This is a genomic window from Oscillospiraceae bacterium MB08-C2-2, assembly GCA_035621215.1.
Lineage (GTDB): Bacteria > Bacillota > Clostridia > Oscillospirales > Ruminococcaceae > WRAV01.
This window is the reverse complement of record CP141729.1, coordinates 458,163-481,965: the sequence shown is the minus strand read 5'-3', so window position 1 is coordinate 481,965 and position 23,803 is coordinate 458,163. Positions and strand designations below refer to the sequence as shown.

Here is a 23,803-nt window from a genome sequence, read left to right as displayed (position 1 = left end):
CCGCTGCTTTTATAAGCAACTGCCTTGGTTTTTTATCTAGAGCCGATGCATCAAAATCCGAGCACTAATCAAACAACCCCAGCAGGTGGCCATAGCCCTCCTGCTCCATAGCCTCACGGGGAATAAACCGAAGAGATGCGCTGTTGATGCAGTAACGCAGCCCGCCCAATTGAGCGGGGCCATCGGTGAAAACATGGCCTAAATGAGCATCTCCCCCACGGCTGCGCACCTCGGTTCGCAGCATATTGTGTGAGCGATCGGATTTTTCCTGAACAGCAGCCTCTTCCACTGGTTTAGAAAAGCTGGGCCACCCACAGCCGGAATCGAACTTATCCCGAGAGGAAAAAAGCGGCTCGCCTGTTGTGATATCCACATAAATGCCCTCGCCCGCAAAATCCCAATACTGATTCTGGAACGGCGGCTCGGTGGCACTGTTCTGGGTCACCTCATATTCGAGAGGGGTGAGCATTTCCTTGAGCTGCTGCGAATCCGGCCGGGTATACTCTTTAAGGGGCCGGGCCGCTTTTTCAAACAGGCTCCCGCCAATATGGCAATAACCGCCGGGATTCTTATCCAAATACTTCTGGTGGTATTCTTCAGCCGGGTAATAGTTGGCCAAAGGCAGAGCCTCCACGGCTAATTTACGCTCATAGGATTTTTGAAGCTCGGCCAGCGCCCTTTCAATAGCCGGAAGATCGGCTGTATCGGTATAGTAGATGCCGGTTCTGTACTGTTTGCCAACGTCTCCGCCCTGCCGGTTAAGGGAAGTTGGGTCAATAGACTCAAAAAAGCGCATAAGAAGTGTGCTCAGCGGCAATTGGTCAGGAGCATACTGCACTTTTACCGTTTCAGCATGACCTGTATTGTGGTGGCAGACCTCTTCATAAGTGGGATTCTCGGTGTTGCCGTTGGCATAACCAACCTGGGTGGAAAGCACACCCGGTATCAGCCCCAGGTATTTTTCTGTTCCCCAGAAGCAGCCACCAGCCAAATAAATCTCAGACATTCTTCTCCTTTGGGGGATCACCCCTGTTTGGTTTCATTTGTTTTTATTATTTATCGGCAAGTCTCATAAAATTCTCCAGCTGCTTTTTTGTTACACCTACGTTTTCAACGGAATCCAGACGGAGGCCCTCCATTCGATAAGAAGGCACAGCCCACACACCGGACTGTCGGTAGGCATGATCATTGGAGCTATTCAATGCTGTTTGATAGATACCCGATTTCAGAGCACTGCGGAAAGCATCTTGATTCAGCAGACCCTTTACACAGCCGGCCAATACATCTGTATTTTCAATATCAAGCTTTTCCTGGAGAGCGGCACTGTACATGCGCTTGTGGTATTCCCAAATGTCCACACCCTGCTCCAAGGCAAAGAACATCCCCTGAATGCACAGGTCGCTGTGGGGACCATAGGAATCCGGGCGGGGATGTGCTTCACAGGGGCACCACAAAATCTCAATGTTTGAAAAGGCTGCTATTAACTCGGATAGGTACTGATGCCCTCGCAGGCAAAAGGGGCAGGCATAGTCAAAAAAGACCTCCAATTTACGCATAGGTCATCCCAACCTTTCTGATTGCCCATGGCGGTGAGCCGGGCATAAAAAACAGAGTGTATAATAAGCGCTTTGCGGTTATTATAGCATGAACACAGTGAATGGTATAATTGCCCTTGGCCGTAGGCGGGCCATAAGAACGGAACGTATAATAACCGTGGCCGTAGGCCGGGCATAAAGATGGAACGTATAATAAGCGCTTTGCGGTTATTATACCATAAGATTTCTTTCCATAGTTTAATAAAGCCACTATTTTCAACTTCCGCACTCATGCCGTGCGAGGGCACATCCTTTCTCCACGATGAGAAAGGATGCAAAGAATCGCCAAGGGAGGCTTTGCCTCTTATGCTGGGTATTACCCAGAGCATGTTGTTTCCTTGCTTCTCAATGGGAAAGGCTCTAGTCAGCGAGTGATAAAAAAAAGCCTTTTCTGGCGCTAGGTGAAGCTTTTGTCCTTCCCCCGCCGGGAGGCCAGAGGGGGTCTATGGGGGAACTGGTTCCCCCATAAGGCGCTTTGTGGCTGAAGCCTTGCGAAAGCCACCTGTGCATTTTTCGCAGAAAATGCAAGCGCCATGGGGTTATTATACCACATAAATGTAAAATTGGTACAGGAAAAGCCGGCAGTCTAATGCTGCCGGCTTTGTTAGAGGAAGTTCCAATGGCGCTAAAAATTTTTTGTCTCTCCGCACAAAAAATCAATACCGCAGCATTTACGCAGCAAAGGTGCTGTCTTTGCTTGCTCAGATAGTGTATGCAGCAAAGCTGAATTTATCCCATCTGTTTTTTAGTTTGTTGCTGCCACAGCCGGGTGCTTCCAATCCATGATATGAATAATCCCGGTGGGGCATGCCGAAACGCAGGCGGCACAATTGGTGCATTTTGCCGGATCAATGTTAGCCAAGTTGTTGGTAATGGTAATGGCCCCAAATTCACAAACCTTTTCACACTTTTTACAGCCAATACACCCTGCTGTACAGAGTTTGCGCACAAACGCACCGGTATCGGTTGAGGAACAGCCCACAAATACCTGACTGGAGAAAGGGATAATCTGAATTAAATGATTGGGGCACACCCCAACGCACAAGCCACAGGCAACGCAAAGTGCTTTATTGACAACCGCCACATTATCCTCAATGGTCAGCGCCCCATAACGGCAAACGGAAACACAGTCCCCCAGCCCCAGACACGAATGAGAGCAGCTGCCTCTGCCCCGATAAAAATAATTGCAGGCCTCACAGGTTTTGGGCCCTTGATAATCCATGATATAGCTGGTATGTTCCTTGGTGCCCGAGCATTTTACCACGGCGTAGCGAGGCTCCACCTCTTCAAATGGTAAGCCGAGGACTTGGCTGATCTGGCGGGCAAGGCCCGTTCCGCCCGGAACGCAAAGATTGGTTTTCACACCATACTCCACCAAATTTTTGGCATAATCATCACAGCCGGCAAAGCCGCAGGCGCCGCAGTTGGCTCCGGGCAGCAGCTCTCTGACTTCCTCCACCTTCTCATTGACCTGAACTGCGAATTTCTTAGATGCAACGGTCAGAACAACACCCGCCACAATGCTGATCATAGCCGCTATAACTACTGAAAGCAGCATAGTTTTTCCTCCCTTTTACAGTCTGCTGAAAACATTTCAGCAATAACCCCTTATTACAACCCCCAAAGCAATCCCCTTTTTAGCCGAACAAGCCGTCTGCCACGCCGGCAAACCCCATAAACGCAATGGATACGATAGAAGCCGCAACCAGTGTAATGGGTAGCCCCCGAAAAGAAGCGGGAATCCCATCGTTGTTTTCCAGCCGAATGCGTACACCCGAAAACAACACCATAGCCAGCATAAAGCCTAAACCGGCACCCAGCGCATTGACAACGGAAAGCAGAAAGTTATATTCCTGTGTGACATTCAGAAGCGTTATAGCCAAAACAGCACAGTTGGTGGTAATCAAAGGGAGGTATACCCCCAAAGACTGATACAAGGGTGGAACCAGCTTGCGCACAACTGTTTCAACAAGCTGAACCAGAGAAGCAATAACCAGAATAAAAATCAGCGTGTTCAAATATTCCAGCCCGTTTGGACGCAGCAGATAGGTATAGACAGGCCATGTCACAGCCGAAGCAAGCACCATAACAAAGGTTACAGCCCAGCTCATGCCAATGGCAGAGCTCAGCTTTTTGCTGACACCAAGAAAAGGGCATATGCCCAAGAATTTAGACAAGATAAAGTTATCCACCAAAATCGTGCTCACCAGCACAAAAAAGATATTTCTGGCCACGCTCTATTCCCCCTTTTCCTGTGCATTGGAGCACAGCTGCCCATTGGGACATGCCGCACATCCCATCTGATTCTGGCGCTGTTTGCCCTGCATGGCAGTAATTTTGTTGACAGCAGCAATGAGGCAGCCAAATACAAAGAAACCCCCGGGTGCCAGAATGAAAATATTCATGGTCTCAATGCCCTTGGGCAAAATAGCAAAGCCAAACAAGCTGCCCTGCCCGATCAATTCACGAATAACACCCATAAGGAACAGAGCCAGTGTGAAGCCCACACCCATACCGGCACCATCCAGAATGGAATCCCAAACTGTATTCTTACTGGCAAAGGCTTCGGCCCGGCCCAAAATAATGCAGTTGACCACTACAAGCGGGAGAAAAATCCCCAAAGATTCATTTAAAGCGGGAGCATAAGCCTTGGTTACCAGCTCCACAATGGTCATTAAACCGGAAATGACCACAATAAAAGCCGGGATACGAACCTCATTGGGAATAATATGTTTCAGTGACGAAATAATGGCATTGGAAAAAGTGAGCACAACCAGAACAACCGCTCCCATGCCCAGTGCGTTGGAAACCGAGGTGGTAACCGCCAGGGTAGAGCAGGTGCCCAAGGCCAGAACAAAAACCGGGTTTTCCCGGATAATGCCTTTGGTGAAAACCTGAAGACGAGACTTTTTCTTCATGGTTACTTCCCTCCCTGAATCAGATTATAGGCTTCCTGCACAATCCGCAGGTTTTCTTTCAGAGCCTTGGTGGTGATGGTGGCACCGGATACACTTTCCACCTGATCGCCATTTTTCTGACCTGTGTATTTTTGCAGATACGCAGCTTCCCCTACACGGCTACCAATACCCGGGCTTTCGGAGTTGGGGAGCATCTCAATGGCAAGAATCTCGCCTTTTTCGTCCAACGCCACCATAACGGGAACCTGTGCCTTATATCCGTTGGATTGCGCTTTGAATACATAGCCCGCTCCATTAGAGGCTTTATAGGCCTCCAGCATACCTTCAGGTGCCTGGGCAAGCTCCACAGCCTCAAATTCGCCCCCAGCCGCCGGAAGCATCCGGTTTCTCGCCTCAAAGGAAGCGCTTTCTTCCTGCTCGGCAATGCGGGTATGGGTGGAAGAATAGGTTACCGACAAAGCCGCTGTAATGATCAGGCAAATCGCCGCCAAGATGATGGTTGGACCCAGCATGCTCTGCTTGGCGCGCACCATAGCCTCCCGAACGGATTGCTTGGTCAGCCGCCGCGGAATGCCAAAAGGCCGGGTATGGGTCAGCCGGTCAATATGAGGTGTGCAGATATTCATAAGCAGGATGGCAAAGGAAACACCCTCAGGCGCACTTCCATAGCTGCGGATCAGCACGGTAATAATGCCGCCGCCGATGCCAAAGATCAGCTTTCCCAGATCGGTTGTGGGTGTGGTGACATAGTCGGTTACCATAAAGCAGGCACCTAAGATCACACCACCGGAAAGAAGTTGGTATAGAGGGTCCATCCCCAACGCCCAAGAAAAGAGAAAAACGGTACCCATAAAAGCGAGAGGGCCGGTAATACGAACATGACGGCGAATCAACAGATAAGCAAAGCCTAAAAGCAGAGCCAGTTTGCTGGTTTCTCCCAAAGAGCCGCCCACATTTCCAAGAAACAACTGAAGGTAACCTGGGATTTTCTCAGCCGGAATACTGGCCATTGCCAAAGGCGTTGCACCGGTAAGCTCCCCGTTCCACCGCTGGGAGATCGGCAGCACCCACTGGGTCATGGCAGTGGTGAAGGAAAGCATTAAAACAATGCGGGCCGCAATAGCAGGGTTGGCAAAGTTCTTGCCTAAGCCGCCAAAAAGCTGTTTTACAATCACAATGGCCACAAAACAGCCGATAACCGCCATCCACAAAGGGATGGAAACAGGCAGGTTCAAGGCCAGAAGCAGCCCGGTAACAGCCGCGCTCAAATCCATAATGGTATAGCTTTTGCTTACGAACCGTCCATAGAGATATTCAAAACCTACACTGGCCACAGTGCACACGGCCGATACCAGCAATGCTCTCCAGCCAAAGATCAGCACAGAAGCTATAACAGCTGGCAATAGGGCAATCATGACATCCCGCATAATAATGCGGGTGGTCAAATGTGTGCGAAAATGCGGCGAGGAGGTAATCATCAGATTCTGTTTCATAATGGTTTTCCCCTTTCCTTATGCGCCGGTCTGGGCAGTCCGGTGGTTCCGAACCATACCCTTGGCTAAACGGTGCACCAACACCAGATGGCGCTTGGCCGGGCACACATAAGCACAGCAGCCGCATTCCATACACAAATTAACCTTAAACTCCATAAGCGCCTCAACATCCTTGCGCTGATAGCTATCCTCAATCCAGAGCGGCATCAAATTCATCGGGCACGCCCGCACACACCGGCCGCACCGGATGCAGGCAGTTTCATCCCACTCCTCCACCTGGGTCTCATCAAAAAACACCAGAGCGTTGTTTTGCTTTATCACCGGATAGGATTCATCATAAACCGCTGTTCCCATCATAGGCCCGCCCATGAGGATTTTGCGGGGAGTTCCCTTATAACCGCCGCAAAAAGCCGCAATATCTGCGATAGGGGTGCCGATGGGAACCAACACATTTTTAGGTTCCATAATAGCACTGCCATCCACCGTAATGCGGCGGCTGACCAGCGGCATACCGGTGCGCATTACATGATCAATGGATGCCAAGGTAGTCACATTGGAAACCACAACTCCCACATCAGCAGGCAGCATGCCTTCTCCCACCACCTTGCCAGTCAGCTCATAAATCAAAACCTTTTCTGCCCCCTGGGGATACTTGGAGCTAAGGCGCACCACCTTGATGCGGGGGTCACTTTCCACCAGCTTGCGCATTTTCTCAATGGCCGCCGGTTTGTTGCTCTCGATCCCGATGATGCACTGGGAAAGCTCCAGATACTTCATTGTCATGGTGATTCCCGAAAGAACGCTTTCGGCATCCTCTATCATGGTGCGGTAATCCGATGTTATGTAGGGCTCGCACTCGGCGGCATTGACCAACAGCGTGTTCACCTCATCCAGATTGCGAGGGCTGAATTTCACATGAGTGGGGAACCCGGCCCCTCCCAAACCGACCATACCCGCATCCTTAATCGCTTGCAAAAAGCTAGGATAGTCGTTCACCACAGGTGGAGCAATTTTTTCGAAAACAGTTTGCTGTTTATCGCTGCGGATAACCACCGCCGCACTGCGCATCCCATTGGGCATGGTAATCTGGTCAATGCGGATCACTTCCCCAGAAACACTGGAATGAATCGGTGCACTGAAGCTTGCATCGCTGTTACCAATGGGCTGCCCGACTTTGACCTGATCTTTCACCGAAACCAACACACTGCAGGGCTTGCCCATATGCTGTGACATCACAATGCACACCTGATCCGGAACCGGCATGGATACTGTAGGGCTATTCATCGTATTTTTGTAATGCCGCACATTGACACCCTTCAGCGATTTATCAAAAACACTCGGCATATGCCATCCTCCTTCAGTCTTTTTTCCTCAACTTATAAACCCCATCTATCTTTTTTAAAGCGGGAGACGCCGCTTTATAAAGCAGCGCCGTTATCATCCCCATTGCCACGCCGGATACTAATAGAACCGGCAGATATGCCCAAACGTAGGTGCTGTGCAGCAGAAAAGATGCCCCCATAAGCTGCCCTATATTATGCGCCACAGCCCCAATCATGCTCACAGCGCTCAGGCTGGGCACATGACGGCGCATACGGGCCAGAAGGCACATGAGGCCAACCGATAAAAGCCCCCCCATCAAGCTCAGCAAAGCCCCGGTTATGCCTCGGGTAAGCAAAACAAAACCGGCCTTGAGCAAGGCCAGAAGCACAGCGTAGCCAGCCCCCAGCACAAAAACACAAAACATCACCACCACATTGGAAAGCCCCGGACGCACCCCCGGAACCGGAAAAGGAATGGTTCCTTCCAAGACGGAAAGAGCCACTGCCAGCGCAAACAAAAGCCCGCAAAGCGCCACTGCGCGGGCATTGCTCCGGCTATTCATGAAGCCATCCTATAGAAATCGCTTTTAAGCTCAAAGCTTTCCCGCAAATTATCCGAGCAGTAAACCACCTTATCCGCTGTAATTGCTATGTAGCCGTATTCTTCAACAGCCGGATCAGGCAAATCCGCTGAACCGCCCATAAAAAGGTAGGTGGAGTAAAACTCGGTCATCAGACCATCACGGCCCACAATAACCACCGAGGCTATATCTGTCTGTGCGGGTCTGCCGGTAGCAGGATCAAAAATGTGGTGATAGGTTCCATTCTCATCGGTAAAAAAGCGTTCATAGTCTCCAGAGGTAGAAAACACATCAAAGGCACCTGCCGCATTACCGGCCTTCCCCATAGTCAGCGTTCCGATGCTTTGCCCTCTTGCTCCGCGCGGGTCCTGAATGCCAAATCGAAAGGGCTCTCCTTGGGGCTTCTCCCCAATCACCAGCACACTGCTGCCAACCATGACGTAGCCACCGGTCACCTTATACTCTTCGGCCATATCCCGCAGCAGATCACAAGCATAACCTTTAGCTAAGCCTCCCAGATCAATTTTTTGCCCTTTCCGAGCAAGCTGAACTTCTGCGGTTTCAGGATAAAAAAGAATATCTCTCCAATCCACTAATCCCACCAAAATATCCAATTCCTTCTGAGGCGGCACACGAGGTGCCTCAGTGGTAATGCCCCAAGCCAGCACCAAAGGGGCAATGGTAATATCAAAACGGCCTTGAGACTGGCCGCACAAGGCAGCCGAGCGCTGTAAAAATGAAAAGGCTTCATCGCTCACAGCAGTTGGGTCCTTGCCCGCCTGTTCATTCAGCCGCCAGACAACGGAATCTTCCACATAGAGGGAATACTCCGCCTCCAGTTTTTCCATAGCAGAAAGGCTTGCCTGCCCAAATTTTTCAGCTTTCGGCCCATACCATTGCTGTTCCACCACGGTATCCATAGCGAAGCCAACAGAAGAATAGGGCTTGCTTTGGCCGGTAAAAAATATTTCTGCCACAACCAACACCGCCAATGCAATCAACAGGAGCTTAAGCAGCAGCGGCATGGGCTTAATTTTCTTTTTTTCATCCATTTGTTAAAAAACCCTCAAACAAAAACAGCAGTGGCTACAGAGTAACCACTGCTGTTTATTGTTGTCCAACGGCTACTCATTATCGGCCGCGTCTGTTTCGTTTTCATCCATATCCAGATCAAATTCCAAAAGCTGGCCGCAGTTGGGGCAATTAATTTCGCCCTGATCCAGCATTTCTTCATCCAAATAGACGCTATCCTGACAGCTGGGGCAAACTACCTCATAGAGCTCTTCATCGTCGAAGTCTTCATCATGATGGTGGTGATGGCCGCATCCGCATTCATCGTCATCTTCATCAAAGATGTATTCTTCCAGCTCGCCCAAATCTTCATCCAGAGCGTCGACTTGCTCATAAAGCTCATCCAGACCCTCTTCCACATCGGTAACAGTCAATGCAATGTCATCCAGAACATCAACCATCGCCAGCAGAACTTTGCCCTCCTTGGTGCTGTCATTGACACCAAGGCCTTCTATAAGACCCTTTAAATAGGCAACTTTTTCTGTAATTTCCATTCTTTAATCCCCCTTTGTTGTAAATCATCGGTGTTTTGCTGTAAATATTTTGCCGGGTTTCCCCAGAAAAATACAACGGCCTGTGAGAGAAAATAATAGACTATGCCCGCTCCATATAATCGCCGGTACGGGTATCGATGCGAATCATATCCCCTTCGTCAATAAACAGGGGCACACGGATTTCGGCACCGGTTTCCAGCTTGGCAGGCTTGGTGGCATTGGTAGCAGTATCGCCCTTAAAGCCGGGGTCAGTCTCTGTGACTTGCAGCTCCACAAAGAAAGGAGGCTCCACACCAAAAACATTGCCTTTATAGCTAAGCACCTTTACATCGGTATTTTCTTTAACAAATTTAAAATTATCACCCATAACATCTTCATTAATGGGGATATTCTCATAGGTTTCGTTATCCATAAAATAGTGGAGACTGCCATCGGCGTAAAGATACTGCATTTCCTTGCGCTCAATAAAAGCAGTGGGATATTTGTCAGAAGGGTTAAAGGTTCTTTCAACCACAGACCCAGAAATGACATTGCGAATTTTAGTACGGACAAAGGCCGCACCTTTACCGGGCTTTACATGCTGAAATTCAACAATCTGGAAAACGTTGCCATCCATCTCAAAAGTTGCGCCGTTACGAAAATCTCCGGCAGATATCATGTGTTTTTTCCTCCAAACGGTTTGTCTCGATCAGCGGATCGGTCAAATACCATTACCCCGCTTACTTGAATCTATATAATATTATCCTAAAACGCAGTAGAATGCAAGCTTTTTTGCCTCAATAAAGCAAAATCATCTGTAAAATGCAGGGCAAAAACCCTTTTGGCCTTTAACAATATTTCTAAACAACAATAAGCTCCTTGGGGCTTTGGGTAAAGTTGCGGCAGCCCTCTTGGGTAACCAGCACCATATCCTCAATGCGAACACCGAATTGGCCGGGCAGATAAATTCCCGGCTCCACCGACATAATCAGCCCTGCCTTGGCTATGACTTCTGAAACGGTGTTAAAGCGAGGGTTTTCGTGCACCTCCAGGCCAATGGCATGGCCGAGACCGTGGCCGAAATATTCCCCATAACCAGCCTTAGAAATCAAATCCCGGGCTGTTTTATCCACTTCTTTGCAGGGAATGCCCTCTTTGATCACAGCAATGGCAGCCAACTGAGCGGAAAGAACCGTTTGGTAGACCTCCTGCATTTTTTCAGTGGCGTGGCCGACAGCCACAGTCCGGGTCATATCCGAATGGTAATCCCCAACGGTACAGCCAAAATCCATGGTGAGAAAATCCCCCTTTTCCAGAGGTTTTTCAGTGGGAACACCGTGAGGCATGGAGCTGTTTTGGCCGGATACCACAATGGAAGTAAAGGCAGGCTCGGAGGAACCAAAACGGCGGCAGGCAGTTTCCAGCTCCAAGGTCACCTCCAGCTCAGTGAGGCCGGGGCGAATATAAGTGAGTATATGGTTAAAGGCCCGATCGGTGATTTGCTGGGCCTGATCGGTCAGGCTGATTTCCTCGCTGGTTTTGATCTGGCGCTGGGCAGTGATTAAATCGCTCAGGCGGTTATCAAAGAGGATTTCCATCTCAGGAAAAGCCTTTTTATAATCCAGATAGCCGCTCATGCTCACCCGGTCGCTTTCCACAGCCAAGCGTTTAATACCCTCGGCCTCCAAAATCGCCCGAATCTGCTGATGGCGGTTATTTTCCAGCACCACCTCCATACCCTTAACCTTGCGCTGAGCCGCCTCAAAATAGCGGGAATCAATGATAAAAGTGCGGGATTTGCGCGTAGCGACCACAACACCGGCACTGGAATTGAAGCCGGTATAATAGCGGCGGTTGATGGGAGAGGTAATCAAGGCGGCGTCCATATCGCCTTCCAGCTTTTCAATCAGAACTTCCAACTTGTTTTCCATGTTATTTTCCCTCCAACATACGGCTCAATGCTGCAAGAGCCAAATAGTAGCTGTTTTTCCCAAAGCCTGCAATGCTGCCTGCACAAACCGGGGCAATAACAGAGTGATGGCGGAACTCCTCACGGGCCTGAATGTTGGAAAAATGCACCTCCACACAGGGAATGGTGATAGCGGCAATGGCATCCCGGATGGCGTAGCTATAGTGGGTATAAGCGCCTGCATTGATGACAACACCGTCGTTTTCTTCCATAGCGTCATGGAGCCAGTCAATGATTTCGCCCTCGTGATTGCTTTGGGCCGTTACACAGGCAAGGCCCAGCTCGTTTGCCCAACCGACAATCTCTTTGTCAATGCTCTCCAGCGTTTCAGAGCCGTAAACCCCCCGCTCCCGAAGACCGGTCAAGTTGATGTTGGGTCCATGAATAACAAGGATTTTTTTCATGGTATTCACTCTTTTCTGTGATGATAGTATGGCTTCAGGGGAGTCATCCCGGCTGGCCCTGTTCAAGCGCTTCTTTTGCCCTGCGGTAATCCTGCTGCATAATAACGGCATCCTCTGCCTGTGTTCCGGCGGATTCGCAGATAATGGTTGCTGTGCATTTACGCTCCGCCAGAAGCTGGGCAACCGGCCTGAAATCCGGCCCGAATACGGTATCCTCAAAGGTCAGGTGCTTCTTTTCCCCGCCCTTGGGGGTATACTCAATTTTGGAAAAATGGGAGTGGAAATTGCGCATCCGCTCGGTGCCCAAACGGTTTTCCATGGCGTCAAAAACAGCCTTGAAATCCTCATAACCGCCTAAGCCACCAAAGGTGCGGGCATTAAGATGCCCAAAATCCACACAGGGAATCAGCCGTTCATCCAGCGTACACAGCTCCAGAACCTCTTCGAGGGTTCCAAGCTGGTTGATTTTGCCCATAACCTCCGGGCAAAGGTGAATGTCGCTGTAGCCGCCTTCATCCATGGCATTGAGGGCCAGCTTCATAGTATCCTTGGCCAGCACCAGCGCCTCTTCCCGGCTGATCTTGCCGCAGGAGCCGGTATGCAGGATTACCCGCTTTGCCCCCATGGCCTTGGCAGCAGCGGCGGAATCCAGTATATAGCGCAGGCTCCCCAGCCGCTTTTCTTCCTCAACGCTGGACATGGAAATAAAATAGGGTGCGTGGATGGAAAGTGTGATACCATACTCCCGGGCCTTTTCCCCCAGCTTGGCCGCCGAAGCCTGCGAGATGCGCACACCCCGGCCACATTGGTATTCAAAGGCATCCAGCCCCATATCGTGTAAATATTTTGGCGCATCCAGTGAGCTTTTATAGCCCTGTGCCTCAAAACTATCCGAATTGCCCGCAGGCCCGAATTTAACCACGCTGTTTCCTCCCTTTGCGGTAACGCCGCAGAATTCCTTTTTCCACACGGCGCTTAAGCCTGAAAAACCCCTTATCCTCAAATTCCATAGGCTCCACCAGAATGGTCTTGATACCCGCCAGATTCCCGCCCAAAACATCGGTGAAAATCTGATCACCCACCACCGCTGTTTGGTGGGAGGGGACCCCCAGCCTCTGAATCGCCTTTCGATAGCCGCCGGGCAGAGGCTTGGCCGCATTGGCGGCAAAAGGAAGCCCCAGCATATCGGCAAAGGGCCTCACCCGCTCGGGGTTGTTGTTGGAAAGAATAATCAGACCGATTCCCTGCTCCTTCATTTCCCGGAGCCAATCCAGCACCCGCTCATGAGGAACAGGATTATCGTGGGTGGTCAGGGTGTTATCCACATCCAGAATCAGGGCGGTAACGCCAAGGCGTTCCAGCAGGGGCTTATCGATGCAGTAGACTCTTTTTTGCAGAACAGTGGGGTAAAAAACAGACATGGCGTTCCTCCTTTCATCCTTGCACTCGTGCGAATTTAAAATAAGCTCAATATACAAACGGAACCATCTGCAGGGGTTCTAAAAATAATGATAAGATAAAAAAGGCGAGCTCAACAAGCCCGCCTTTAAGAAAAAAACTATTTAAACTTACGCTTACGCGCCGCTTCGGACTTCTTTTTCCGCTTTACAGAAGGCTTCTCATAGTGTTCCCTCTTCCGCACCTCTTGCAGCACGCCGGATTTGGCGCATTGTCTTTTAAATCTGCGAAGAGCACTATCCAAAGTCTCATTATCTTTAATGCGAATTTCTGCCATTTACCAATTTCCCTCCCTACGCTTAGCAGCAGGAGTTTTTTGAAAAAACATCTCAAAAACCATGAGGTAATTATACATCCTTATGGTGTTTCTGTCAAGACCAAAGGTGATATTCTTTGGCTGTATCAGCAGAATTCCCAGCCACAGTCACAGTATAAAAATGCTGTAGAAGGGGATTTTTATGCCATTTTAACCCTATTTCACAACCAAATTAATCAATTTTCCCGGCACAACAATTTCCTTTATAAGGGTTTTGCCCTCCAGAAGAGGCGCTATCTCCGGCTGAGACTTTACAAAAGAAAGCTGGCTTTCCTTATCCATATCCACAGGGATTTCGTAGCGACCCTTGATCTTTCCGGAAATCTGCACGGCAATTTCCACAGTCTCATCCTTGGTTTTAGCCGGATCAAAGACAGGCCATTTCTGCTCATGCAGCATACCGCCAAAGCCCTGCACCTCCCACATTTCCTCGGTCAGATGAGGAGCGAAGGGATTGAGCAGCAGCAGGAAGGTGCGCAGCTCACCACGGGTGATGCTCTTCTGCTCAGTGATTTCGTTGAGAAGCGCCATCAGTGCGGCAATGGCTGTATTGAATTTCAGGCCCTCGATATCCTCGGTAACCTTAGCGATGGTCTTATGGAAGCTGCTTTCAAGCGCCTTGGAGTAATCCTCAGAAGCAACCATCAGCTTAGGCAGACCATAAACACGATCCAAGAAGCGCTCACAGCCACGGATCGAGGCAGCATTCCAAGGGGCACTCTTTTCAAAGTCGCCAATGAACATTTCATACAGGCGCATGGTATCGGCACCATAGGTGGAAACAATCTCATCGGGGTTGACAACATTGCCGCGGGATTTGCTCATTTTCTCGCCGTTTTCACCCAGAATCATACCATGGCTGGTGCGCTTGGCATAGGGCTCCTTCAAGTTCACCTGACCGATATCATAAAGGAACTTGTGCCAGAAGCGGGAATAAAGCAGATGCAGAGTGGTGTGCTCCATACCGCCGTTGTACCAATCCACCGGCATCCAATAATCCAGTGCTTCCTTAGAGGCAATCTCGTTTGGATTGTGGGGATCGCAGTAGCGCAGGTAATACCAAGAGGAACCAGCCCACTGGGGCATGGTATCGGTTTCCCGCTTGGCGTGAGCTCCGCATTTTGGGCAGGTGGTGTTAACCCAGCTATCCAACGCCGCCAGAGGAGAATTTCCTTCCTTGGTGGGCAGATAGGAGGGCACCTCAGGCAGAACCAAAGGCAGTTCGCTTTCGTCCAGCGGAACAGCGCCACAATGCGGGCAGTGAATGATCGGAATGGGTTCGCCCCAATAACGCTGACGGGAAAACACCCAGTCACGCAGCTTGTAATTGATCTTGGTTACGCCTTTTTTCTGTTCCTCAAGCCATTTGGTGATAGCAGGAATAGCCTGCTCCACGGTAAGGCCATCCAGCATACCGGAATTGACCAAAACACCGGAGGAACAATCGGTATAGGCTTCTTCCTCAACGTTGCCGCCAGCCACAACCTCTATGATAGGAAGGCCGAACTTTTTGGCAAACTCCCAGTCACGGGTATCGTGGCCGGGAACCGCCATAATGGCACCAGTACCGTAAGAAACCAAAACGTAATCGGAAATAAAGATGGGGATTTCTTTGCCGTTAACCGGGTTAATACCCCGAACGCCTTGCAGGCATACACCGGTTTTCTCTTTTTGCAGCTCGGTGCGCTCAAAATCGGATTTCCGGGCGGCCTCCTGCTGGTAGGCCTTCACCTCATCCAGATTGGTGATGCTGTCCGCCCATTTTTCAAGATAGGCATGCTCTGGGGAGATAACCATATAGGTAGCGCCGAAAAGAGTATCAGGGCGAGTGGTGAACACAGTTAAAGTATCCCCCGCTGTGGTTGAAAAATCCACCTCCGCTCCCTCGGAACGGCCAATCCAGTGAATTTGCTGTGCCTTGACCCGGTCGATATAATCCATACCGTCCAGATCGTCAATCAGGCGCTGGGCATATTTTGTGATACCCAGCATCCACTGCTCACGAACAGCGTGGATAACCTCACCGTGGCACCGCTCGCAAACACCGCCCACAACCTCCTCGTTGGCCAGCACCACCCGGCAGGAGGTGCACCAGTTGACCGAGGCTTTTTTCTTATAGGCCAGACCCTTTTTGAAGAGCTGGAGGAAAATCCATTGGGTCCACTTGTAGTAATCGGGGTCGGTTGTATTGATTTCCCGGCTCCAGTCAAAGGAAAGGCCAAGAGATTTAAGCTGGCGCTTAAAGCGGGCCACATTATCCTTGGTGACAATGGCCGGGTGGATGTTCATTTTAATGGCAAAGTTCTCGGTGGGCAGGCCAAAGGCATCCCATCCCATGGGATACAGAACATTGTAGCCCTCCATACGCCGCTTGCGGGCAACAATATCCAAAGCGGTGTAGCTTCTGGGGTGACCTACATGAAGCCCTTGTGCGGATGGATACGGAAACTCCACCAACGGGTAGAACTTGGGCTTGCTATAGTCATTGGAGGCCGCAAAGCACTGCTTTTCATCCCAGATACCCTGCCACTTTTTTTCAATGGCACTAAAATCGTACTTCATTTTCCCATATCCCCTCAAAAATGGTTTGGATGCCTTCCCTGCGGGATAAGCCTTCCATCGGTCGGGCTATCTGGCTCAGGACTGCTGAAGCAGGCCGCTGATATCCACCTTGGGTGCATCGGCCCACAGCCTTTCCAGACAATAAAAATCACGCTGTTCGCTGTAAAACACATGAACAATCACATCGCCGTAATCAATGAGCACCCACATGGCGGAGCTGCCGCCCTCAACCCGAAGAGGCTCAAGCCCCTGCTTGGAAAAATGCTCCTCAAGGCCATCGGCCAAGGTTCTGACCTGTGTTGTGCTGGTACCGGAGGCAATCACAAAATAATCCCCCAGAGAGGTTACCTTGTGAATATCCAGTGCGCAGATATCCTCTGCCTTTTTGCTGTCCAAAAAGCGGACAGACTGCTCCATTATTTCTTTTGTTGTCACAGTTATGCTCCTTCCAAAATCCCTGGTCACAGGGTGGAATAACTCTCTAAAATCAGCTCTTGTTCCCGTTTATTCTGCATGAAGGGCATAATAATCATACGCCTCCAGAAAATCCTCTGCAAAAGGCCCGCCTTGGGCAATGAGCTTGTCCATTGTATGCTGGAGATAATAGGCCATGGCCTTATGGGAGGAGCGCAGCGCCAGCTCCCGAATCACCTCAATATCGGGAAAAATGCGGTCGGCACTGGTTTTATCCCCCAGACAAACCGCCAGCTCCAGCGGGGTCATATCGGCCCGGCCGGTGGTATGATAGCGGATAGCCCGGCCTATTTCCGGGTCACGGATGCCCAGCTCATGCCACACCAGATGGCTGCCGGTTTTGGCATGCCAAATGGGCGGATGCTCTTTTTCCGCTTTGGTAAGCATTATACCAGAAGCTCCCATATATTTCAACTGCTCCCAAGGCTCCCAGCAATGGGTTATGTCATGCAGAAGCCCGGCAACGGCGGCTTTGTAGGGGTCTGCCCCATAAAGAGGTGCCAAAACAGCCGCCTGCCGCTGCACCGCCATAGAGTGGATATAGCGGGAGGGGCTTAAATTGCGCCTGCAAAAATCCCGCAGGAATTCCAAATCATACACCGGAGCTTCGCCCCTTTCCTCGGGCATAGGCGAACATATCTGCCACCTTGGCACACGAAGATATCATAGCATCATTCATGAAACTTTGCCTCTTTCATCGATTATCGGCAAGGCGTTTTACGCCCACATCCCAACATCTTCAACAGTTATGCCCATTGGGCGCATAAAGCCCATGGGCTATGATATAGTCTTCCACCGCTGCCGGAACTAAGCCCCTGATATCTTCTCCCCGGCTGATGCGGCAGCGCACCTCGGTGGAAGACATGGGCTCGGGCGGAAGTGCCAGCACCCGGCAGTGGGCGCCTCTTGCGGTTAGAAAGAGTTTGTGCCGCTCAAGCCTTGGGTATTCATCCCGGTGGCGGGCAAGAGCACAAAGCACCGCCCGGGCATAAATTTCCTCGGGGCTTTTCCAGCTTTGCACGGTCAGAAACATATCCCCGCCCATAAGCAGATAAAGCTCCGCCCCGGGATAAAGGGCTTCCAGCTCCCGAAGTGTTTCCGCCGTGTAGCTTTTGCCTGTGCGGCGTATTTCCAGATCGGATACCACAAAAGCACTTTCGCCTGTCACAGCCAGACGGCACATGGCAAGCCGATCTTCCCCCGAGGCCAGCTGGGGCGCATTCTTGTGGGGAGGAACAGCTGTGGGAATAATCAGGACAGTATCCAGCCCCAGCTGCTCCCGACACTTGCAGGCAAGACGAAGATGCGCACAATGAATGGGGTTAAAGGTGCCACCAAACACGCCGATTTTCAAGACCTGTCTCCCCTTCCCAGATGCTGTCGGCACAGGCAATGGCAGGCTTCATACCTTTGGCCTGTGGTTAAATGCTTTTCAATCAGCGAGCTTTCGGTCGGCCTGCCCCGCCGGGTCGGCCTGTTCCACTGGATCTGCCGGCTCCGCTGGGTCGGCCTGCTGCACTGGGTCTCCCCGCTCCACCGGGTCTGCCTGCCGCACTGGGTCTGCCTGCCGCACTGGGTCTGCCGGTTCCGCTGGGTCTGCCCGCTCCACCAGGTCTGCCTGTACGAGGCTTTCCAAAACTTTCAGAGCGCTCCCCATCTGGGCGGCCAAAACCGGAATGTGCAGGACGCTTTGCAGCCGGTTTACCAGCTGCTCTGCCTGTGGGAAATTCTTTTTTCGGCCTAGGTGCCGGTGCCTTTTTAGCCTCTGCCCCAATCTTAGGCTCATTGGGATTCTTGCGGTAAAGCACAAACCGGGAACCCACTACCTGAATCACTTCAGAGCCGGTTTTTTCAGCCAGCTCCACAGCGGCTTCACGAGGGGTGATGGGGCTGTTCTCTAGGGTGCGAAGCTTAATCAGCTCCCGGGCTGTCAGAGCCTGATCCACCTGCTCCACGGTAGCAGGGGTAATGCCCCCCTTGCCTACCTGAAAGATGGTATCCATCGAATTGGCAAGACCCCGAAGAGCCGCCCGCTGTTTACTGGTTATCATACATTTTCTCCTGCCCGGAGCTTTTGCTCCAATTTCTTATAGAGTTCTTCCAACGCTTTGCCCCGGTGGCTGCGAGCATCCTTTTCCGCTGGGGAAAGCTCTGCAAAGCTCCGCTCCCCCACCATAAACAAGGGATCATAGCCAAAGCCGCCGCTCCCTGCCGGTTCGTATCCAATGATGCCGCCGCATCTGCCTTCGGTTTCCAACACCGTTCCATCCGGTAAAATACAGCAGATAGCCGCCACAAAGGAGGCTGTGCGCTTTTCTGTAGGCACACCCTCAAGCTCCCGGAGGATTCCCGCCATTTTCTGGGGATAGGAGGTTTCCTCCCCCATATACCGGGCAGAAAGGACACCGGGGCGGCCTTCCAGTGCATTGATGCAAAGGCCGGAATCATCGGCCATCACCGCTCGGCCGGTGCGCTGAAAAATAGTTTGTGCCTTGATACGGGCATTGGCGGCGAAGGTTTCTCCATCCTCCACAATGCCATCGTCGTTGGTTCCGGCCTGCGCCAGTGAAACAACGGTAATTCCCAATGGTGCCAATATGCGCTGGAATTCCTCCAGCTTATGAGCGTTTCCGGTTGCTGCTACGATTTCCAAGGTTTATTCCTCCTGATTGTCAAAAAGAGCGTCGGCAAATTCAACCGGATCAAAGGGACGCAGATCGTCCACCTGCTCACCGATACCGATAAACTTGACCGGAATGCCCAGCTCCGCCTTGATGCCGATAATCACGCCGCCTTTTGCGGTTCCATCCAGCTTGGTGAGCACAATGCCGGTCAGCCCGGCGGCCTGCTTGAATTCCCGTGCCTGATTAAGAGCGTTCTGGCCTGTGGTGGCATCCAGCACCAGCAGAACCTCCAAATCACAGCCGGGGGTTTCCCGGGCAATGATACGGCTGATCTTGGAAAGCTCATCCATCAGGTTTTTCTTATTGTGCAGCCGCCCGGCTGTATCGCAAATGATTACATCCTTACCTCTGGCCTTGCCGGCCACAAGGGCATCGAACACCACAGCGGCAGGGTCGGAGCCTTCGGCGTGACGAACCAAATCGGCACCCGCCCGGTCGGCCCATATCTGAAGCTGATCAATGGCCGCCGCCCGAAAGGTATCGGCCGCACAGAGCAGCACATCCTTGCCCTGTGCCTTCAAATTGGAGGCCAATTTTCCGATGGTGGTGGTTTTGCCCACCCCGTTAACGCCTATCACTAAAATCACCGAAGGCTTGGTGGAAAGGTGCAGAGAAGCATCTCCCGCCAGCATGTCGCTGGCTACCTCCTTGATCATGCCCCGAAGCTTGCTGGGATTGGTCTCGCCATTTTTCTTGATGCGCACCCGCAGCTCCTCGCAAATCCGGGCCGCTGTAACCGAGCCCACATCGGAGAGAATCAGGCTCTCCTCCAGCTCCTCCAAAAGCTCCTCATCAATGGTGGTAAAGGAATTGACCAGATTATCCACCTGTCTGGCAAAGCTATCACGGGTTTTTTTTAGGCCCTCGCTGATTTTAGAAAAAAAGCCCATTGGAATCCTCCTAAATAGTTTAAATGGAAAGGGAAAGCTTATCCTCCACCTCGGAGACATTCAGCTCCAAAATCTTAGAAACTCCCTCATCCTCCATGGTAACACCATAAAGCATATCCGCCTCCTCCATGGTACCCCGGCGGTGGGTAATGGCAATAAACTGGGTTTTGCGGCACATTTGGCGCAGATAGCTTGCAAACTTAACTACATTGACATCATCCAGCGCCGCCTCAATTTCATCCAGCAAACAGAAAGGGGCCGGGCGTACCTTGAGAATGGCAAAATAGATGGCAATGGCGATAAAGGCCTGCTCGCCGCCCGAAAGAAGGCTGAGATTCTTGATCAGCTTGCCCGGAGGCTGGACATAAATCTCCACGCCGCTTTCCAGCACATCTTCCTCTTGGGTCAGGGTGAGCTGGCCCTTGCCGCCGCCGAAAAGCTCCACGAAAATCCGGGAAAAGTGCTCGGCGATGCGGGCAAAGTTTTCGGTGAAGATGGCCCGCATTTCCTGTGTAAGCTGGGCGATCAGCTTGCCAAGCTGCTCCTTAGAATTCTCCACATCCCGCACCTGAGCGGACATAAACTCATACCGCTCGCTGACCTGTTCATATTCCTCCACAGCCGCCACATTGACACTGCCAAGCCCCTTGATCAAGCTCTTGAGCTGAGAAAGGCGGTGCTGAGCCTTCTGCTTATCCTCCAGCTCGACAGCAAGCTCCTTAGCCTGGGAGCGGGTCAGTTCGTATTCATCCCACAAGCGGCTGATGATGCCGTCGTATTCCCCTTGCAGGGTCAGCTTTCGTTCTTCCAAGCGGGCAAGCTCCCGAGAAATCTGTTCCTTTTCGCCGGAAATCTCCCGCTCGGCTGCCCGCTTTGCGGTGATCTCCGCTTCCAGCTTAAGCCGGTCAGCCGCCATGTTCTCGGTAGCCTGCAACATGGTGGCTGTCTTTTCACGAAGCGCCCCGCATTGCCGGGTCAGCTCACCGATCTGCTCCTCTGTCGCAAGGTTTTGTGCCTCAAGGGCCTCCACCTCGCTCTTTAGGCGCTGGGATTGCTCACCGGCACTATCCCGAGCCGAAACAAGCTGTGCCACAGTCTGGAGAAGCTGCTCCAAATCCTTGGCGGCTCCCAGACGGGACATCCGCAAAGCTTCCAGCTCCGATTGCAGCTGCACAGCCAAACCGCTGCTCAAGCTGCGCTGCTCCTTGGCCTGTGCCGCCTGCTCCCGCAGATCGGCCAACCGTTCTTCCAGCTCGCTCACAAGCTGTCGGGAGCTTTGGCTGGTATCCTTTAGCTCACTGACCCGCCGGAGCAGACGTTCCAGCTCCTGCTGGGCCATTTTTTGGTTATCCAAAGCCTGCTTATGGTTGCTTTCCAATTGACGCAGCTCATAAGCAAGGCGGATTTTTTCTTCCTCATTGGTGCGGATTTCAGCAGACACCCCCGTAAAGGAGGCTTCTAAGCCATCAATCTCCTGCTGGAATTCCCGCAGGCTATCCCGCTGTTTGACAAGCCTTTGCTCCAAGGTCTCAGCTTGTTCCCGCAGACGGCTGATTTCGTGGCGGCGGCTGAGGGCTCCGGCACTCCGGGCGCTGGAACCGCCTGTAAAGGAGCCGCCCGCATTGATGACTTGACCATCCAGCGTTACGATACGAAAGCGATAACCAAATGCCTTGGCAATCTGGGTGCCACAGTCCAAATCCTCTGTAATCACCACCCGGCCCAATAGCTGGCCCACTACGCCGGAAAAGCGTTCTTCATATTCCACAAGGCTGGAGGCGATACCCACAAAGCCCTCGTATTTGGCTACATCTGCGCCATCCATGGGCCGGCCCTTAACCGAAGTAACCGGCAAAAAGGTGGCCCTGCCCATTTTGGCCGATTGCAGTGCCCGGATAGCGGCTTTGGCCGCGGCCTCATCGCTGACCACAAGGTTTTGCAGAGCCCCGCCTAAGGCGGTCTCAATAGCCACGGCATACCGTGAATCCGCCGTTACAAGGGAGGAAACCGGGCCGTAGATTCCCCGAAGCGCACCCTTTTTGGATTGCCCCAGAATGTACTTGACACTGCCTGCAAAGCCCTCCATACTGCTTTCCAGCTCTTCCAGCAAGCGAACCTGCTGGAGGGTCTGGCTTTTTTGGCTTTCCAGCTGTTCCAGTGACTGGCGAGCCTCACCCAACCGGGATTTTCTGGCTTCCAGCTTGAGGCGGTAGCCTTTTTGCGTATTGAGAAGAGAAGCAGCCTCCTCTTCCTTTTCACGAATCTGGGTTTTGCATTCCTCCAGAATGGCCGCAAGCTCTCCCAAGATGGTATCCTTGCTTTGGTCGCTGCCCTGAAGCTGCACCAAACGCTCCTGAGCTTCTCCCATAAGAGACGCACTGGTCGCATCCGAAAGGCGTGCCTGTGCTGCCGCCTGCTCCACCGAGGTAATCTGCGCTTCCAGCTGCCCGGCGGTTTGCTCCTCTCCCGCCAGCTTTTTCCGCAGCTCTGCCATGGCCCCCTCCCCGACAGCAAGCTTTTCATCCAGCAGCCGCAGGGCTTCACTCTGCTCCTTGGCTTCCTGCTTGCGGGCGGCAATTTGCTCACCAGATTGGGAAAGGCTCAGACCAGCTGTTTCCAGCTCCCCCTGTATCCGCTCGATGGACTGGCGGTTGTGGAATATATCGTTTCGGCGAACGGCGATATCCGCCTCATTTTTAGAAACGGCCTCTTCAGCGGTGCGGATTTCTCCCCGCAGGCGGTCTGTTTCCGCCGAAAGCCCCTGCATACGGCTGTAAAGGTCAGAAACCGCTTCTTCGATATCCCGTATTTTGCCTTCTACACCCTCATACTGGTTTTTGCAGAGGTATAGCCGGTCGGACTGCACCCGAAGCTGCTCCTTCATATCCGAGAGCGCCACCATCCAGATGGAAATTTCAAGCTGCTGTTTTTCCTGTGCATAAGAAAGATACTTCTTGGCCTTTTCCGCCTGTTCCCGCAGAGGGCCGATGCGGTCTTCCAGCTCCACCAGAATATCCCGCAGGCGCAGCAGGTTTTCTTCCGCCTGCTCAAGCTTGCGCTCCGCTTCGATCTTGCGGTAGCGGAAGCGGGAGATTCCGGCTGCCTCTTCAAAAATTTCCCGGCGCTGCTGGCTTTTGGCGGAAACGATTTCGGCAATGCGGCCTTGCCCGATGATGGAGTAGCCATCCCGGCCAAGGCCGGTATCCATCAGCAGCTCGTGGATATCCTTGAGGCGCACCGCTGCACCGCACAGGCGGTATTCACTTTCCCCGGAGCGGTAAAGCCGCCGGGATATGGAAATGACATCTTCTTCCACGGGAAGAGTACGGTCGGCGTTATCAATGGTGAGCACAACCGAGGCAAAGCCGGTGGCCTTGCGGGTTTGGGTGCCGCCAAATATGACATCCTCCATTTTGCTGCCCCGGAGGGTCTTGGTGGATTGCTCCCCCAGCACCCAGCGCACGGCATCCGAAATGTTGCTTTTTCCGCTGCCATTTGGCCCCACAATGGCGGTAATGCCATCGCCGAACCGGAAAACGGTTTTATCCGAAAAGGATTTGAAGCCCTGAACCTCCAGTGAGCGCAGACGCATG

General features: G+C 52.0%; 24 protein-coding genes. All 24 read right to left on the bottom strand.

Annotation, left to right across the window (positions count from 1 at the left end; translation table 11 throughout):
* Positions 1–64 precede the first annotated feature (64 nt).
* The gene (msrB, locus tag U6B65_02060) at positions 65–1,006 is read right to left on the bottom strand and encodes a peptide-methionine (R)-S-oxide reductase MsrB (GenBank protein WRS27936.1); all 942 of its coding nucleotides are present in this window, start codon (positions 1,004–1,006) and stop codon (positions 65–67) included.
* 46 nt (positions 1,007–1,052) lie between these two features.
* Positions 1,053–1,556, bottom strand: coding sequence for a DsbA family protein (locus U6B65_02055; GenBank protein WRS27935.1), 504 nt, complete (start codon positions 1,554–1,556; stop codon positions 1,053–1,055).
* A 784-nt stretch (positions 1,557–2,340) separates the two neighbouring features.
* Positions 2,341–3,153 (bottom strand): RnfABCDGE type electron transport complex subunit B, encoded by an 813-nt coding sequence (locus U6B65_02050; GenBank protein ID WRS27934.1) that lies wholly within the window; start codon positions 3,151–3,153, stop codon positions 2,341–2,343.
* Positions 3,154–3,232: 79 nt separating this feature from the next.
* Positions 3,233–3,829, bottom strand: a complete 597-nt coding sequence (locus U6B65_02045) for an electron transport complex protein RnfA (protein ID WRS27933.1) — start codon at positions 3,827–3,829, stop codon at positions 3,233–3,235.
* Between the two features lie 3 nt (positions 3,830–3,832).
* Positions 3,833–4,513 carry an electron transport complex subunit E gene (locus U6B65_02040; protein ID WRS27932.1) on the bottom strand — a complete coding sequence of 227 codons (681 nt, stop codon included), beginning with the start codon at positions 4,511–4,513 and terminating at the stop codon, positions 3,833–3,835.
* Positions 4,514–4,515: 2 nt separating this feature from the next.
* Complete coding sequence (locus U6B65_02035; protein WRS27931.1) at positions 4,516–6,006, bottom strand: RnfABCDGE type electron transport complex subunit D; 1,491 nt, start codon at positions 6,004–6,006, stop codon at positions 4,516–4,518.
* An 18-nt stretch (positions 6,007–6,024) separates the two neighbouring features.
* Positions 6,025–7,350 carry an electron transport complex subunit RsxC gene (rsxC, locus tag U6B65_02030; GenBank protein WRS27930.1) on the bottom strand — a complete coding sequence of 442 codons (1,326 nt, stop codon included), beginning with the start codon at positions 7,348–7,350 and terminating at the stop codon, positions 6,025–6,027.
* A gap of 13 nt (positions 7,351–7,363) precedes the next feature.
* Positions 7,364–7,891 (bottom strand): Gx transporter family protein, encoded by a 528-nt coding sequence (locus U6B65_02025; protein WRS27929.1) that lies wholly within the window; start codon positions 7,889–7,891, stop codon positions 7,364–7,366.
* Positions 7,888–8,961 (bottom strand): FAD:protein FMN transferase, encoded by a 1,074-nt coding sequence (locus tag U6B65_02020; protein ID WRS27928.1) that lies wholly within the window; start codon positions 8,959–8,961, stop codon positions 7,888–7,890. Before U6B65_02020 ends, U6B65_02025 begins: the two co-directional genes overlap by 4 nt.
* 72 nt (positions 8,962–9,033) lie before the next feature.
* Positions 9,034–9,474 carry a hypothetical protein gene (locus U6B65_02015; protein WRS27927.1) on the bottom strand — a complete coding sequence of 147 codons (441 nt, stop codon included), beginning with the start codon at positions 9,472–9,474 and terminating at the stop codon, positions 9,034–9,036.
* A gap of 100 nt (positions 9,475–9,574) precedes the next feature.
* Positions 9,575–10,132, bottom strand: coding sequence for an elongation factor P (gene efp, locus U6B65_02010; GenBank protein WRS27926.1), 558 nt, complete (start codon positions 10,130–10,132; stop codon positions 9,575–9,577).
* Between the two features lie 181 nt (positions 10,133–10,313).
* Positions 10,314–11,384: a Xaa-Pro peptidase family protein gene (locus U6B65_02005; protein ID WRS27925.1), complete on the bottom strand. Its 1,071-nt coding sequence runs from the start codon at positions 11,382–11,384 to the stop codon at positions 10,314–10,316.
* 1 nt (position 11,385) lies between these two features.
* Positions 11,386–11,826, bottom strand: a complete 441-nt coding sequence (aroQ, locus tag U6B65_02000) for a type II 3-dehydroquinate dehydratase (protein ID WRS27924.1) — start codon at positions 11,824–11,826, stop codon at positions 11,386–11,388.
* 43 nt (positions 11,827–11,869) lie between these two features.
* The gene (locus tag U6B65_01995; GenBank protein ID WRS27923.1) at positions 11,870–12,748 is read right to left on the bottom strand and encodes a TIM barrel protein; all 879 of its coding nucleotides are present in this window, start codon (positions 12,746–12,748) and stop codon (positions 11,870–11,872) included.
* Positions 12,741–13,247, bottom strand: a complete 507-nt coding sequence (locus U6B65_01990) for a YqeG family HAD IIIA-type phosphatase (protein ID WRS27922.1) — start codon at positions 13,245–13,247, stop codon at positions 12,741–12,743. The genes U6B65_01995 and U6B65_01990 overlap by 8 nt, the downstream gene beginning before the upstream one ends.
* 137 nt (positions 13,248–13,384) lie before the next feature.
* Positions 13,385–13,561 (bottom strand): 30S ribosomal protein S21, encoded by a 177-nt coding sequence (rpsU, locus tag U6B65_01985; GenBank protein ID WRS27921.1) that lies wholly within the window; start codon positions 13,559–13,561, stop codon positions 13,385–13,387.
* Between the two features lie 195 nt (positions 13,562–13,756).
* Positions 13,757–16,162 carry a leucine--tRNA ligase gene (leuS, locus tag U6B65_01980; GenBank protein ID WRS27920.1) on the bottom strand — a complete coding sequence of 802 codons (2,406 nt, stop codon included), beginning with the start codon at positions 16,160–16,162 and terminating at the stop codon, positions 13,757–13,759.
* Positions 16,163–16,237: 75 nt separating this feature from the next.
* Entirely contained in the window at positions 16,238–16,597 is a 360-nt protein-coding gene (gene rsfS / locus U6B65_01975; protein WRS27919.1) for a ribosome silencing factor, read from the bottom strand.
* A 69-nt stretch (positions 16,598–16,666) separates the two neighbouring features.
* Entirely contained in the window at positions 16,667–17,263 is a 597-nt protein-coding gene (yqeK, locus tag U6B65_01970) for a bis(5'-nucleosyl)-tetraphosphatase (symmetrical) YqeK (protein WRS27918.1), read from the bottom strand.
* 112 nt (positions 17,264–17,375) lie between these two features.
* The gene (gene nadD, locus U6B65_01965; protein WRS27917.1) at positions 17,376–17,990 is read right to left on the bottom strand and encodes a nicotinate-nucleotide adenylyltransferase; all 615 of its coding nucleotides are present in this window, start codon (positions 17,988–17,990) and stop codon (positions 17,376–17,378) included.
* A gap of 82 nt (positions 17,991–18,072) precedes the next feature.
* A complete protein-coding gene (locus U6B65_01960; protein WRS27916.1) occupies positions 18,073–18,687 on the bottom strand; it encodes a YhbY family RNA-binding protein in 615 nt (204 codons plus the stop codon).
* Positions 18,684–19,289: an RdgB/HAM1 family non-canonical purine NTP pyrophosphatase gene (gene rdgB / locus U6B65_01955; GenBank protein WRS27915.1), complete on the bottom strand. Its 606-nt coding sequence runs from the start codon at positions 19,287–19,289 to the stop codon at positions 18,684–18,686. The genes U6B65_01960 and rdgB overlap by 4 nt, the downstream gene beginning before the upstream one ends.
* A 3-nt stretch (positions 19,290–19,292) precedes the next feature.
* Entirely contained in the window at positions 19,293–20,210 is a 918-nt protein-coding gene (ftsY, locus tag U6B65_01950; protein ID WRS27914.1) for a signal recognition particle-docking protein FtsY, read from the bottom strand.
* Between the two features lie 19 nt (positions 20,211–20,229).
* The gene (smc, locus tag U6B65_01945) at positions 20,230–23,802 is read right to left on the bottom strand and encodes a chromosome segregation protein SMC (GenBank protein ID WRS27913.1); all 3,573 of its coding nucleotides are present in this window, start codon (positions 23,800–23,802) and stop codon (positions 20,230–20,232) included.
* Between the last annotated feature and the right edge of the window lies 1 nt (position 23,803).